Below are 14,307 nucleotides of genomic sequence, written 5' to 3' on the forward strand. Positions count from 1 at the left end.
TTCTCATTTAGTTCAGGATCACCAGCGCCGGAAATTCCTTGAGCTGGGCCGAGGTGATGTGCGCCAGCGAACGGACCACATCCAGGGGCTGGTCGAGACGATAATTGCCGGTCACGTTGATGTCCGCCAACTGCTCGTTGTTGTTGATGATCCAACCGGGATAGTAGCGACGCAGCTCCGTCAGCACCTGGCTCATCGGACAGTTCTCGAATACCAGCCGGCCCTGGACCCATGCCAGGTCGGTGGCGGCGTCGAGCTTGGCCAGGCGATCAAAGCCGTTGGGGCCGATGCGGATACTTTCCCCGGCAGACAGGCGCACCCGTGCATCGTCGCGGGTGGCCCGCAGGTCGACAGCGCCGCGCTGCACCTGAACCTGCGCGACGCCGTCCAGGTAACGCACGGCAAACGCGGTATCGCGTACGCTGGCCTGGACCGGTCCGGCATCGATCTCCAGTGGTTGGCCGCGATTGCCGGCGACTTCGAAAAACGCCTCGCCCTGGTACAGGCGGGCGATGCGTTGTTGATCATTGATGGTGCTGGAAAACGCCGAGTTGGTATTGAGCAGGACTTTCGAGCCGTCCTCCAGTTGCAGGCGCTGGCGTTCCCCGACCACTGTCAGGTGATCGGCCTGCAGGCGCATGGGCAGGTTGCTGAAGCTGAATAATCCCAGGATCAGCACGGCGGCGGTGGCCAGGGGTTTCCAGTGCGGACGCAGGCGCGCCAGCACCATCACCTTACCTGGGCGGGCCGCCAGGGTTTGCGCAGACAGCATCACCTGCGGGCCGTCCCAGATCGCCTGGGCCTTGGCAAATGATTCGGCATTCAGCGGGTCGGCGGCGAGCCAGGCCTGGAACGCCTGGGTCTGTTCCGCGCTCGGACTGCCCAGCACGATAAGCCAGTCCAGGGCCTGGTCCATCGCGGTGGCGCGGTCCTGCGCCGGTGAGGGCGGAGGCGGGCGGCGGGTGTCCGTCACGGTGTTTTCTCGGCAGGGGCGGAGGGGAGCAGTTTCGAGTTTCAAGCTGCAAGCTGCAAGCTCAAATCGAATCCTGTTCAGGTTCGGAGTGCTTTCTACGGTACTCAGCTTGCAGCTTGCAGCTTAAAGCTTACTGCGGCCGTCATGCCTCTCGACTACCCCGATGCAGATCGCCATGATCAGCTTCAGTTCCTTTTGTACGGTACTCAAGGAGACGTCCAGCTGCTCGGCGATCTCCAGGTAACTGTGGCCGTGCAGACGGCTGAGGATGAAAATCTGCTGTTGTCGCGAGCTGAGTTGATTAAGGCTCACATTCAGGCGCTCCAGCAACTGTTCGGCATGGACGGCATCCTCGGCGCTGCTGACCGGCGCAGCGACACTTTCCAGGACTTCCACCGGCACGTCGTCGAGCAGGGTGCGCGACTGGATGCGGCGCGCGCGCAAGTGGTCCAGCGCCAGGTTGCGAGCGGTCTGGAACACAAAGGGTTCAAGGTGATCGATGGCCCGCTCACTGAGCGCCCGCGTCACCCGCAGGTAGGTTTCCTGCAAGAGGTCTTCGGCGGTGCTGTGATTGTTGACCATCCGCTCCAGCGTGCGCAGCAGGGAAACCCGCTGGGCGATGAAGACGTGATTGAAGCGCGATTGACTCACGGGAGGACCTGATCCATTTCGAGCGAATGATAATGCTTATCATCTGCACCAGTGGTCAAGCCCTCAATTGTGAAAAACTGCGCGCGGTGCGCGGTCCCCCTGTAGGAGCTGCCGCAGGCTGCGATCTTTTGATCTGGATTTTGATCTTACGGTCGCCAAAGCAAAATCAAAAAATCGCAGCCTTCGGCAGCTCCTACAGGAGTCCGTGGTGGTTCGAAATAATTTACTCGGCGTTGCACAGCGCCAGGCAGTTATCCAGCATCCGGTTGGAAAAGCCCCACTCATTGTCGTACCACGCCAGCACCTTCAACAGCTTGCCGCTGACCTTGGTGTGGTTGGCGTCGAAGATCGACGACAGCGGGTTGTGATTGAAGTCACTGGAAACCAGCGGCAGGGTGTTGTAGCCGAGGATCTTCGAGTGCTGGCTGGCTTCCTTGAGCAGCGCGTTGACTTCATCCGCCGAGGCTTCGCGTTTGAGCTGCACGGTCAGATCCACCAGGGACACGTTGATCACCGGCACTCGCACCGCCATGCCGGTCAGCTTGCCCGCCAGTTCCGGCAGCACCAGGCCGACCGCTTCAGCCGCGCCGGTCTTGCTCGGAATCATGTTCTGGGTCGCCGAGCGGGCGCGGTACGGGTCGGTGTGGTAGACGTCGGTGAGGTTCTGGTCGTTGGTGTAAGCGTGAATCGTGGTCATCAGGCCGCTTTCGATACCCAGCTCTCGGTGCAGCACCTGAGCCACCGGCGCCAGGCAGTTGGTGGTGCACGAGGCGTTGGAAATGATCTGGTGGGACTGGCGCAGGATGTCGTGATTGACCCCATACACCACGGTGGCGTCGGCGCCTTTGGCCGGCGCCGAGATGATGACTTTGCGCGCGCCGGCAGTAATATGCGCGGCGGCCTTGGCCCGGTCGGTGAACAACCCGGTGCACTCGAACACCACGTCGATTTTTTCCGCAGCCCATGGCAGGTCTGCCGGATTGCGAATGGCGCTGACAGCGATGCGGTCGCCGTTGACGGTCAGGCTTTCCTGGTCGTGCTGGATATCGGCGTCGAACGTGCCGTGAACCGTGTCGTATTTGAGCAGATGAGCGTTGATCGAGCTGTCGCCCAGGTCATTGATGGCAACGATCTGCAGGTCCTGGCGGTAGCCTTGGGTATACAGTGCCCGCAGGACGTTGCGGCCGATACGGCCAAAACCATTGATTGCAATTCGAAGAGTCATTTAACTGGGCCGCCGTCGTTTTGTTGTTTGAATTACAAGATTATTCGCATAAAAATAGAAAACAAGCCTTTTTAATGGCAATATTTTGTTCAATCTACAACGAGCGACCTGAATCAACTGGTCCGACCGATCAAGTAAACCGTCTGTCATCCCAATCACAGCGGTGCTTGTTCAGCATAGACAATCAGGTCGCCACATCCGTTAGCCTGGAGTTCTACACATGCATCCCCGCGTCCTTGAGGTCACCGAACGGCTTATCGCCCGCAGCCGCGCCACCCGCGAGGCTTACCTTGCGCTCATTCGCGGTGCGGCCAGCGACGGTCCGATGCGCGGCAAGCTGCAATGCGCCAACTTTGCCCATGGCGTGGCCGGTTGCGGCACCGAGGACAAGCACAGCCTGCGCATGATGAACTCCGCCAACATCGCGATTGTTTCGTCATATAACGACATGCTCTCCGCGCATCAGCCCTACGAAGTCTTTCCCGAACAGATCAAGAAGGCGCTGCGCGAGATCGGTTCGGTCGGCCAGTTCGCCGGCGGCACCCCGGCCATGTGCGATGGCGTGACTCAGGGCGAGCCCGGCATGGAGCTGAGCCTGCCGAGCCGCGAGGTGATCGCGCTGTCCACCGCCGTGGCCCTGTCCCACAACATGTTTGACGGCGCGCTGATGCTCGGCATCTGCGACAAGATCGTGCCGGGCCTGATGATGGGCGCGCTGCGCTTCGGTCATCTGCCGATGATTTTTGTCCCGGGCGGGCCGATGGTCTCGGGCATTTCCAACAAGCAGAAAGCCGATGTGCGTCAGCGTTATGCCGAAGGCAAGGCCACCCGCGAGGAGCTGCTGGAGTCGGAAATGAACTCCTACCACAGCCCCGGCACCTGCACGTTTTATGGCACCGCCAACACCAACCAATTGTTGATGGAAGTCATGGGCCTGCACTTGCCGGGCTCGTCTTTCGTCAACCCGAACACCCCCTTGCGCGAAGCCCTGACCCGCGAGGCCGCGCATCAGGTCACGCGCCTGACCAAGCAGAATGGCAACTTCATGCCGATCGGTGAAATCGTTGACGAGCGTTCGCTGGTCAACTCGATCGTCGCGCTTAACGCTACCGGCGGCTCGACCAACCACACCCTGCACATGCCGGCGATCGCCATGGCCGCAGGCATCCAGCTGACCTGGCAGGACATGGCCGACCTCTCCGAGGTGGTGCCGACCCTGAGCCACGTCTACCCGAACGGCAAAGCCGACATCAACCACTTCCAGGCGGCGGGCGGCATGTCGTTCCTGATCCGCGAACTGCTGGAAGCCGGGTTGCTCCATGAAAACGTCAACACGGTTCTGGGCCATGGGCTGAGCCGCTACACCCAGGAACCTTTCCTCGATAACGGCAAGCTGGTCTGGCGCGAAGGCGTGACCGACAGCCTCGATGAAACCATCCTGCGTCCGGTCTCCCGTGCGTTCTCGCCTGAAGGCGGCTTGCGCGTAATGGAAGGCAACCTCGGCCGCGGCGTGATGAAAGTGTCGGCGGTGGCGCTGGAGAACCAGATCGTCGAAGCACCGGCGATGGTGTTCCAGGACCAGCAGGACCTGGCCGACGCATTCAAGGCCGGCCTGTTGGAGAAGGATTTTGTCGCGGTGATGCGCTTTCAGGGGCCGCGTTCCAACGGCATGCCGGAACTGCACAAGATGACCCCGTTCCTGGGTGTGCTGCAGGATCGCGGCTTCAAAGTGGCACTGGTCACCGATGGGCGCATGTCCGGCGCTTCAGGGAAAATCCCGGCGGCGATCCATGTCAGTCCGGAAGCTTTTGTCGGTGGCGCTTTGGCCCGGGTGCAAGAGGGCGATATCATCCGCGTCGATGGCGTCAAAGGCACTCTGGAGATCAAGGTGGACGCCGAGGAATTCGCAGCGCGCGAACCTGCCAAGGGCCTGTTGGGCAATAACATTGGCAGCGGACGCGAGCTGTTTGGTTTCATGCGCATGGCCTTCAGCTCCGCAGAGCAGGGCGCCAGCGCCTTCACTTCTGCCCTGGAGACGCTTAATTGAAACTGGCTTTGGTCGGTGACATCGGTGGTACCAACGCGCGGTTCGCGTTGTGGAAAAACCAGCAGCTGGAATCAATTCAGGTGCTGGCGACGGCCGATCACGCCAGCCCGGAAGAGGCGATTGCGCTCTATTTGAGCGGCCTCGGCCAGGCGCTGGGTTCGATCGGCTCGGTGTGCCTGTCGGTAGCCGGCCCGGTCAGCGGCGACGAATTCAAGTTCACCAACAACCACTGGCGCCTCAGTCGCAAGGCGTTCTGCCGGACCCTGCAGGTGGATCAGCTGTTACTGGTCAACGATTTCTCGGCCATGGCGCTGGGCATGACCCGTTTGCAGCCGGACGAGTTTCGCGTGGTCTGCGCAGGCACGCCCGAACCTATGCGGCCAGCGGTGGTGATCGGTCCTGGCACTGGCCTGGGGGTCGGCACCTTGCTCGACCTCGGCGCCGGGCGATTCGCCGCGTTGCCGGGGGAAGGCGGTCACGTCGATCTGCCGCTGAGCAGTCCGCGGGAAACCCAGTTGTGGCAGCACATCTTCAACGAGATCGGGCATGTCAGCGCCGAGACCGCGTTGAGTGGCGGTGGCTTGCCGCGAGTGTACCGGGCGATTTGTGCGGTGGACGGCCATGAGCCGGTGCTCGATACACCGGAGTCGATCACGGCGGCCGGGTTGGCCGGAGATCCAATTGCCCTGGAAGTGCTGGAGCAGTTCTGCTGCTGGCTCGGGCGGGTGGCGGGCAATAACGTGCTGACCACGGGCGCACGGGGTGGCGTTTACATTGTCGGTGGAGTGATTCCGCGGTTTGCCGATTTCTTCATTGAAAGCGGGTTTGCCCGGTGTTTTGCCGACAAGGGCTGCATGAGCGATTACTTCAAGGGCATTCCGGTGTGGCTGGTGACGGCGCCGTATTCGGGGTTGATGGGTGCAGGTGTGGCGCTCGACCAGGCCTGAACCGCGATCAACTGTGGGAGCGGGCTTGCTCGCGAACGCGGAGTCACATTCAACATCTCAGTTGACTGACACACCGCCTTCGCGAGCAAGCCCGCTCCCACATGGGTTCGCAGTGTTTGTTGGTTCCGTGCTTAAGGCATAATCCGCCCCATTCCAAACAACAAGGACGCCGCCCCGTGAGCTCAGTCAACAAGTCGATTTTGTTGGTCGATGACGATCAAGAGATACGCGAGTTGCTGGACACCTACCTGACCCGCGCCGGCTTTCAGGTGCGCACCACGCCGGACGGTGCCGGTTTTCGCCAGGCCCTGAATGAAGCGCCGAGCGACCTGGTGATCCTCGACGTGATGCTGCCGGACGAAGACGGCTTCAGCCTGTGCCGCTGGATTCGCCAGCACCCGCGCCAGGCCCAGGTGCCGATCATCATGCTCACCGCCAGTTCCGACGAGGCCGACCGTGTCATCGGCCTGGAGCTCGGCGCCGACGACTACCTGGGCAAACCCTTCAGTCCCCGTGAATTGCAGGCACGCATCAAGGCCCTGCTGCGCCGCGCGCAGTTCGGCCAGGAACGCTCCGGCAGCGAAGTCCTGGCCTTCGACGACTGGCGCCTGGACATGGTCAGCCATCGGCTGTTCCACACCGACGGTGAGGAAGTGATTCTCTCCGGCGCCGATTTCGCTCTGCTGAAACTGTTCCTCGATCATCCCCAGGAAATTCTCGACCGTGACACCATCGGCAACGCCACCCGTGGCCGCGACCTGATGCCGCTGGATCGCATCGTCGACATGGCGGTCAGTCGCCTGCGCCAACGCTTGCGCGACACGGAAAAACCAGCGCGACTGATTCGCACCGTGCGCGGCAGCGGCTACCAGCTGGCAGCCAATGTGATTGCCAGCAATGGTCACTGAGTTCCTGCGCAAGCTCGCCGCCAAAGTGCCGGTACCGCGTTCGCTGCTGGGGCGGATGTTGCTGCTGACATTGCTGGCGGTGCTGTTTGCCCAGGCGTTGTCGAGTGTGATCTGGGTCTCGCAACTGCGCGCCACCCAGCTGGAGGGACTGGTCACCAGCGCCCGCAGCCTTGCGCATTCTATGACCGCCAGCGTCAGCTACCTGCGCTCGTTGCCGGTGGCGTTCCGGCCGTTGGTGCTCGACCAGTTGCGCAGCATGGGCGGCACCCGTTTTGTGGTGACGCTCAACGACAAACCCCTGGGCATGGAAGTGCTGCCGATCACCCCGCGCAAAGCGGCGGTGCTCACTGCGGTGGATCAGGTGCTGCGCCAGTCCCTGGGGCAAGATGCCGATATCTCGGTGACGTTCGTCAGCCCCGAAGACCTGCGGATCTTCAACGGCGGCCTGAAACTCGACGAGCTGCCACGCTCCTGGGCGCATTACGCGCTGACCCTCGAGCCGGTCAACCCGCCGGTGCTGGTGACCCAGATCCAGATGGCGCCGGGCGAGTGGCTGTACATCGCCTCGCTGTTGCCCGAGCCTTACACCAGCCTGGAAGAGCAGGGCCTGCCGGCGCAACAGGTGTGGTTCATCGTGCTCACCAGCGGTTTCCTGCTGTTGTTTATCGGCGTGCTGGTGCACTGGCAAAGCCGACCGCTCAAGCGCCTGGCACGGGCTGCGCGGGACATGTCCCTGGGCGCCGAAGTCGAGCCGGTGGCGGAGGGTGGCGGCAGTGAAGTGGTCGAAGTGGGCCGTGCGTTCAATGCCATGCGCGAGCGCATCAGCCGTTACCTGACCGAGCGCAGCCAGTTGTTTAGCGCCATTTCCCACGATCTGCGCACGCCGATTACCCGGTTGCGCCTGCGCGTGGAGTTGCTCGAAGACGAGCAACTGCAAGTTAAGTTCGGCCGCGATCTGGATGAGCTGGAACTGTTGGTGAAGGGCGCGCTGCAGTGCGTCAAGGACACAGACATCCACGAGAACATCGAGGCGGTGGACCTCAATCACGTGCTCGATTGCCTGGTGGAGCCTTATCTGGCGCCCAACGGCAATGGCCGGGTGACCCAACAGGGGCGGGCCCTGGCGACTTATCCCGGCAAACCGCTGGCACTCAAGCGCTGCATCGGCAACCTGATCGACAATGCGCTGAAGTACGGACAGACCGCGCACCTTCACATCGACGACGATGACAGTGCGTTCATTCTGCACGTTGATGATGAGGGCCCGGGAGTGCCGGAGCAGCGCCTGGAGCAGGTGTTCGAGCCGCACTTCAGATTGGCTGGGCAGCAGCAGGGCTATGGCCTGGGGTTGGGGATCGCACGCAATATTGCGCACAGTCATGGCGGTGAAGTGAGCCTGCAGAACCTGCGTGAAGGTGGGTTGCGGGTGACGCTGCAGTTGCCTCGCAGTGTTGATTAGGCACACCGCGTTATCGTTCTTCGCGAGCAAGCCCGCTCCCACAGGGGTTATGCGTCGTTCACAAATCCAAATGTGGGAGCGGGCTTGCTCGCGAAAGCGGCAGATCAGTCACCACACACTTCAGCCAATGTCACAGATCGGTGACACAACCCACCCCCTTCGTTACAAGCCCACCACTCCCCGTTGTTTAGACTGCCCCCCAGTCATAACAACAAAAAAGGCACCCCATGCACACCTTCCAACCCGCCTTCAACAGCTGGCTGAACGCCCCCGCGCACCAGCAATGGCTGGCCGCCGAAGGCCTGCGCCTGCTGGCATTTGCCAAGGCTTCAAGGCTCCCCGAAGGCTTTGGCAACCTCGACGAACAGGGCCAGCTCCAAGCCGGCGCGCAAGCCGAAACCATGAACACCGCCCGCATGACCCACAGCTTTGCCATGGCGCACATCCAGGGTTTACCCGGCTACGCCGAGCTGGTGGACCATGGCATCAAAGCCCTCAGTGGTCCATTACGCGATGCCGAACACGGCGGCTGGTTCGCCGTCGCCGCACACCGCGATGGCAACACCGGCAAGGCCGCCTACCTGCATGCCTTCGTCGCCCTGGCCGCGAGCTCCGCCGTGGTCGCGCAACGTCCCGGCGCGCAAGCCCTGCTCGATGATGCGATCAACATCATCGACACGCATTTCTGGAGCGAGGAGGAGGGCGCCCTGCGCGAATCCTTCAATCGCGACTGGAGCGCAGAGGAGAGCTACCGTGGCGCCAACAGCAACATGCACGCAACAGAAGCCTTCCTCGCCCTGGCCGATGTCACTTGCGACAAGCGCTGGTTGTGTCGCGCCCAGCGCATCGTCGAGCGCGTGATCCACGATCATGCCGCCGCCAACGACTACCTGGTGGTCGAACATTTCGACCGCCACTGGCAACCTCTGCGTGAGTACAACCACGACAACCCAGCGGACGGCTTCCGCCCCTACGGCACCACCCCCGGCCATGGCTTCGAATGGGCGCGGCTGTTGCTGCACCTCGAAGCCGCGCGAGTACAGGCGGGCATGCTCACGCCGGGCTGGCTGGTGACCGACGCGCAACAACTATTCGAACACAACTGCCGGCATGGCTGGGACGTCGACGGTGCGCCGGGCATCGTCTACACCCTCGACTGGAGCAACCGCCCAGTCGTTCGCCAGCGTTTGCACTGGACCCATTGCGAAGCCAGCGCCGCCGCCAGCGCACTGCTCAAACGCACCGGCGAGGCTCAATACGAAACCTGGTACCGGCTGTTCTGGGAATTCTGTGACAGTCACTTCATCGATCGCCAGGCGGGCAGCTGGCATCACGAACTCGATGCGCGAAACCGCCCGAGTGCCGCTATCTGGGCCGGCAAACCCGACCTGTATCACGCCTGGCAAGCCGTATTGATCCCGCGCCTGCCGTTGGCGCCAAGCATGGCCACCGCTCTGGGTCAGTTGTCCCAGAGCGTTCCTGTGTAACCATGTGGTGACATTCCAGCGTCCCTTCGTTACCTGCGACGGGACAACTCCTGTTTAAAATCCATGCAGCGCAAGCACCAGACTTGCATGCATAACAACAAGAAAGGTACTTCCAGATGAATGCGATTTCTCGCCTCGCTACGCTTATTTCTCTCGCCTCCCTGTCTGCGCTCCCTCTCAGTGCTCTTGCTGCCGATGCCAAAGGTTCCGTGGAAGTGGTTCACTGGTGGACGTCCGGTGGCGAAAAAGCAGCAGTCGATGTACTCAAAGCTCAAGTTGAAAAAGACGGCTTCACCTGGAAAGACGGCGCCGTCGCCGGTGGTGGCGGTTCAACAGCCATGACCGTGTTGAAAAGCCGCGCCGTCGCCGGCAACCCGCCGGGCGTTGCCCAGATCAAGGGCCCGGACATCCAGGAGTGGGGCAGCACTGGCCTGCTCAGCACCGACACCCTGAAGGATGTCTCGAAGTCCGAAGGCTGGGATGGCCTGCTGTCGAAGAAAGTCTCCGACACCGTGAAATACGAAGGTGACTACGTCGCCGTTCCGGTGAACATTCACCGCGTGAACTGGCTGTGGATCAACCCGCAAGTGTTCAAGAAGGCCGGGATCGACAAGGCCCCAACTACCCTCGAAGAATTCTATGCCGCCGGTGACAAACTCAAGGCTGCCGGCTTCATCGCCCTGGCCCACGGCGGTCAGCCATGGCAGGACAGCACGGTGTTTGAAGACGTAGTGCTCTCGACCATGGGCGCCGACGGCTACAAGAAAGCCCTGGTAGACCTGGACCAGAAAACCCTGTCCGGGGCGGAAATGACCAAGGCCTTCACCGAGCTGAAAAAACTCACCGGCTACATGGACCCGAACCGCGCCGGTCGTGACTGGAACATCGCTGCCGCCGACGTGATCAACGGCAAGGCCGGCATGCAGATGATGGGCGACTGGGCCAAGAGCGAATGGACTGCCGCGAACAAAGTCGCCGGCAAGGACTACCAGTGCGTGCCGTTCCCGGGCACCGAAAAAGCTTTCACCTACAACATCGATTCCCTCGCGGTGTTCAAGCTCAAGGCTGATCGCAAGGGCGACATCGCTGCCCAGCAAGACCTGGCCAAGGTTGCCCTGGGTACCGACTTCCAGAAAGTCTTCAGCATCAACAAGGGCTCGATCCCGGTGCGCACCGACATGCTCAACGAGATGGACAAGCTCGGCTTCGATGCCTGCGCCCAGACCGCAGCCAAAGACTTCCTGGCTGACGAGAAGACCGGCGGCCTGCAACCGAGTATGGCGCACAACATGGCCACTTCCCTGGCCGTACAGGGCGCGATCTTCGACGTGGTCACCAACTTCATGAACGACAAGGACGCTGACCCGGCCAAGGCCAGCGCGCAACTGGCATCGGCTGTCAAAGCTGCCCAGTAATCCCCCTGTAGGAGCTGCCGCAGGCTGCGATCTTTTGATCTTGATTTAAAAACAAAATCAAAAGATCGCAGCCTCGTGTCACTCGGCAGCTCCTACAAGGGATCTCACTCCGATCCTTATCTCTAAACCTGGATTATCCCGATGAGCTCTGTGGCGGTTTTCAGCAAAGCCTCACCGTTCGATGCGCTGCAACGCTGGTTACCCAAGTTGGTACTCGCGCCGAGCATGCTCATCGTGTTGGTTGGTTTCTACGGTTACATCATCTGGACATTCGTACTGTCCTTCACCAGTTCCAGCTTCATGCCGAGCTACAAATGGGTCGGCCTGCAGCAATACACCCGTCTGCTGGACAACGATCGCTGGTGGGTCGCGAGCAAGAATCTGGCGCTGTTCGGCGGCATGTTCATCGGCATCAGCCTGGTGCTGGGGGTGTTCCTCGCGGTGCTGCTGGACCAGCGCATTCGCAAGGAAGGCTTTATCCGCACGGTCTACCTGTACCCGATGGCGCTGTCGATGATCGTCACCGGTACCGCCTGGAAGTGGCTGCTCAATCCGGGCCTGGGCCTGGATAAGATGCTGCGTGACTGGGGCTGGGAAGGCTTTCGCCTGGACTGGCTGGTGGATCAGGATCGCGTGGTGTACTGCCTGGTGATTGCCGCCGTGTGGCAAGCCTCGGGGTTTGTCATGGCGATGTTCCTGGCCGGCCTGCGCGGAGTCGATCAATCGATCATCCGTGCCGCTCAGGTCGACGGCGCGAGCCTGCCAACCATCTACCTGAAGATCGTCCTGCCGAGCCTGCGCCCGGTGTTTTTCAGCGCCTTCATGATCCTCGCGCACATCGCGATCAAGAGCTTCGACCTGGTGGCGGCGATGACCGCAGGCGGCCCTGGCTACTCGTCCGATCTGCCGGCGATGTTCATGTATTCCTTCACGTTCAGCCGTGGCCAGATGGGTATTGGTTCGGCGAGCGCCATGCTGATGCTCGGTGCCGTGCTGACCATCCTGGTGCCGTACCTGTATTCCGAATTGCGAGGCAAGCGCCATGAGTAATCAACTTGGCAAACCGGCCTTGAGCTTCAGCCGCGTGGCCATCTACGCCACGCTGCTGCTGGCCGCTGCGATCTACCTGATCCCGCTGGTGGTGATGCTGCTGACCAGTTTCAAAACCCCGGAAGATATCCGCACCGGCAACCTGCTGAGCTGGCCAACCGTGATTGACGGCATCGGCTGGCTCAAGGCCTGGGACAGTGTCGGCAGCTACTTCTGGAACTCGGTGAAAATCACCGTACCTGCGGTGCTGATCTCCACTTTCATCGGTGCCATGAACGGCTACGTGCTGTCGATGTGGCGCTTCCGTGGTTCGCAACTGTTCTTCGGCCTGCTGCTGTTCGGCTGCTTCCTGCCGTTCCAGACCGTGCTGCTGCCAGCCTCGTTCACCCTCGGCAAGCTCGGCCTGGCGAACACCACTACGGGTCTGGTGCTGGTGCACGTGGTCTACGGCCTGGCGTTCACCACGCTGTTCTTCCGCAACTACTACGTGAGCATTCCGGATGCGCTGGTCAAGGCCGCACGCCTGGATGGCGCGGGCTTCTTCACGATCTTCTGGAAGATTCTGCTGCCGATGTCGATCCCGATCGTGATGGTCTGCCTGATCTGGCAGTTCACCCAGATCTGGAACGACTTCCTGTTCGGTGTGGTGTTCGCCAGCGGCGATGCGCAGCCCATCACCGTGGCCCTGAACAACCTGGTCAACACCAGCACCGGGGCCAAGGAATACAACGTTGATATGGCCGCCGCGATGATCGCCGGGCTGCCGACACTGCTGGTCTACATATTCGCTGGCAAGTATTTCCTGCGTGGGCTGACGTCCGGCGCGGTCAAGGGGTAGAACATGGCAACTCTCGAATTACGCAACGTCAACAAGACCTACGGTGCCGGCTTGCCGGACACCCTGAAAAACATCGAACTGAAGATCAATGACGGCGAGTTCCTGATCCTGGTCGGTCCGTCGGGTTGCGGTAAGTCCACGCTGATGAACTGCATCGCCGGCCTGGAAAACATCAGCGGCGGAGCGATCCTGGTGGACGACGCCGATATTAGCGGCATGAGCCCCAAGGATCGCGACATCGCCATGGTGTTCCAGTCCTACGCGCTGTACCCGACCATGAGCGTGCGCGACAACATCGCCTTCGGCCTGAAAATTCGCAAAATGCCCACCGCAGAGATAGACGAAGAAGTCGCTCGCGTTGCCAAGCTGTTGCAGATCGAACATCTGCTGAGCCGCAAGCCGGGTCAGCTTTCCGGTGGCCAGCAACAGCGGGTGGCGATGGGCCGGGCCCTGGCGCGGCGGCCAAAGATCTATCTGTTCGACGAACCGCTGTCCAACCTCGACGCCAAGCTGCGGGTCGAGATGCGCACCGAAATGAAACTGATGCACCAGCGCCTGAAAACCACCACGGTCTACGTGACCCACGACCAGATCGAAGCGATGACCCTGGGCGACAAAGTGGCGGTGATGAAGGACGGCATCATCCAGCAATTCGGCACGCCGAAAGATATCTACAACAACCCGGCCAACCTTTTCGTGGCGAGCTTCATCGGTTCGCCGCCGATGAACTTCATTCCCCTGCGCCTGCAACGCAAGGACGGTCGCCTGCTGGCGCTGCTCGACAGCGGTCAGGCTCGCTGCGAGCTGCCGCTGGGCATGCAGGACGCCGGTCTGGAAGATCGCGAAGTGATCCTCGGCCTGCGTCCGGAACAGATCGTCCTGGCCGGCAACGAGCCCAACGGCCTGCCGACCATTCGCGCCGAAGTGCAGGTCACCGAACCGACGGGTCCCGACACCCTGGTGTTCGTCAATCTCAACGACACCAAGGTCTGCTGCCGCCTGGCCCCGGATGTCGCGCCGAATGTCGGCGAGACCCTGACCCTGCAGTTCGATCCGTCGAAGGTGCTGTTGTTTGATGCCAAGACCGGGGAGCGTCTGGGTGTCGCGGGCTTGGCAAAAGCCGAAACACACGCTGCCAACGTAGCCCAATTCAAAGGCCGCTGAGGGTTAGACCTGTAGGAGTGAGCCTGCTCGCGATGGCGGTGAGTCAGCCACATCGATGGTGCCTGACACACCGCTATCGCGAGCAGGCTCACTCCTACAAGGGAAATGTCCCACATGGGGAATCGCACCGGATGTACCCGCGT

12 protein-coding genes are annotated in these 14,307 nt (G+C 61.4%); 9 read left to right on the forward strand and 3 right to left on the reverse strand.

Going from position 1 to position 14,307, the window contains the following annotated elements:
* Nucleotides 1-7 precede the first annotated feature (7 nt).
* The 3 genes from ACYZTK_RS21570 to gap form a co-directional block, all read right to left on the reverse strand.
* The gene (locus ACYZTK_RS21570) at nucleotides 8-973 is read right to left on the reverse strand and encodes a FecR family protein (protein ID WP_462011683.1); all 966 of its coding nucleotides are present in this window, start codon (nucleotides 971-973) and stop codon (nucleotides 8-10) included.
* Between the two features lie 123 nt (nucleotides 974-1,096).
* Nucleotides 1,097-1,624: an RNA polymerase sigma factor gene (locus ACYZTK_RS21575; RefSeq protein ID WP_462011684.1), complete on the reverse strand. Its 528-nt coding sequence runs from the start codon at nucleotides 1,622-1,624 to the stop codon at nucleotides 1,097-1,099.
* A 223-nt stretch (nucleotides 1,625-1,847) separates the two neighbouring features.
* On the reverse strand, nucleotides 1,848-2,849 hold the full coding sequence (gap, locus tag ACYZTK_RS21580) for a type I glyceraldehyde-3-phosphate dehydrogenase (protein ID WP_462011685.1): 1,002 nt from the start codon (nucleotides 2,847-2,849) through the stop codon (nucleotides 1,848-1,850).
* Nucleotides 2,850-3,069: 220 nt separating this feature from the next.
* Here gap and edd point away from each other — a divergent pair, with 220 nt between their 5' ends.
* From edd to ACYZTK_RS21625, 9 genes are all read left to right on the forward strand, one after another.
* Nucleotides 3,070-4,896, forward strand: a complete 1,827-nt coding sequence (gene edd / locus ACYZTK_RS21585; protein ID WP_462011686.1) for a phosphogluconate dehydratase — start codon at nucleotides 3,070-3,072, stop codon at nucleotides 4,894-4,896.
* A complete protein-coding gene (locus ACYZTK_RS21590) occupies nucleotides 4,893-5,843 on the forward strand; it encodes a glucokinase (RefSeq protein ID WP_462011687.1) in 951 nt (316 codons plus the stop codon). The genes edd and ACYZTK_RS21590 overlap by 4 nt, the downstream gene beginning before the upstream one ends.
* Before the next feature lie 176 nt (nucleotides 5,844-6,019).
* Nucleotides 6,020-6,751: a response regulator gene (locus ACYZTK_RS21595; RefSeq protein ID WP_462011688.1), complete on the forward strand. Its 732-nt coding sequence runs from the start codon at nucleotides 6,020-6,022 to the stop codon at nucleotides 6,749-6,751.
* Nucleotides 6,741-8,210, forward strand: coding sequence for an ATP-binding protein (locus ACYZTK_RS21600; RefSeq protein WP_462011689.1), 1,470 nt, complete (start codon nucleotides 6,741-6,743; stop codon nucleotides 8,208-8,210). Before ACYZTK_RS21595 ends, ACYZTK_RS21600 begins: the two co-directional genes overlap by 11 nt.
* A 227-nt stretch (nucleotides 8,211-8,437) precedes the next feature.
* On the forward strand, nucleotides 8,438-9,697 hold the full coding sequence (locus ACYZTK_RS21605; RefSeq protein WP_462011690.1) for a D-mannose isomerase: 1,260 nt from the start codon (nucleotides 8,438-8,440) through the stop codon (nucleotides 9,695-9,697).
* A gap of 116 nt (nucleotides 9,698-9,813) precedes the next feature.
* Nucleotides 9,814-11,112 (forward strand): ABC transporter substrate-binding protein, encoded by a 1,299-nt coding sequence (locus ACYZTK_RS21610; RefSeq protein ID WP_462011691.1) that lies wholly within the window; start codon nucleotides 9,814-9,816, stop codon nucleotides 11,110-11,112.
* A gap of 141 nt (nucleotides 11,113-11,253) precedes the next feature.
* Nucleotides 11,254-12,162 (forward strand): carbohydrate ABC transporter permease, encoded by a 909-nt coding sequence (locus tag ACYZTK_RS21615; protein WP_462011692.1) that lies wholly within the window; start codon nucleotides 11,254-11,256, stop codon nucleotides 12,160-12,162.
* Entirely contained in the window at nucleotides 12,155-13,000 is an 846-nt protein-coding gene (locus ACYZTK_RS21620; protein WP_462011693.1) for a carbohydrate ABC transporter permease, read from the forward strand. The genes ACYZTK_RS21615 and ACYZTK_RS21620 overlap by 8 nt, the downstream gene beginning before the upstream one ends.
* A 3-nt stretch (nucleotides 13,001-13,003) precedes the next feature.
* A complete protein-coding gene (locus tag ACYZTK_RS21625; protein WP_462011694.1) occupies nucleotides 13,004-14,164 on the forward strand; it encodes an ABC transporter ATP-binding protein in 1,161 nt (386 codons plus the stop codon).
* The last annotated feature ends 143 nt before the right edge of the window (nucleotides 14,165-14,307 follow it).

The sequence above is a fragment of the Pseudomonas sp. LB3P31 genome, from assembly GCF_054897945.1.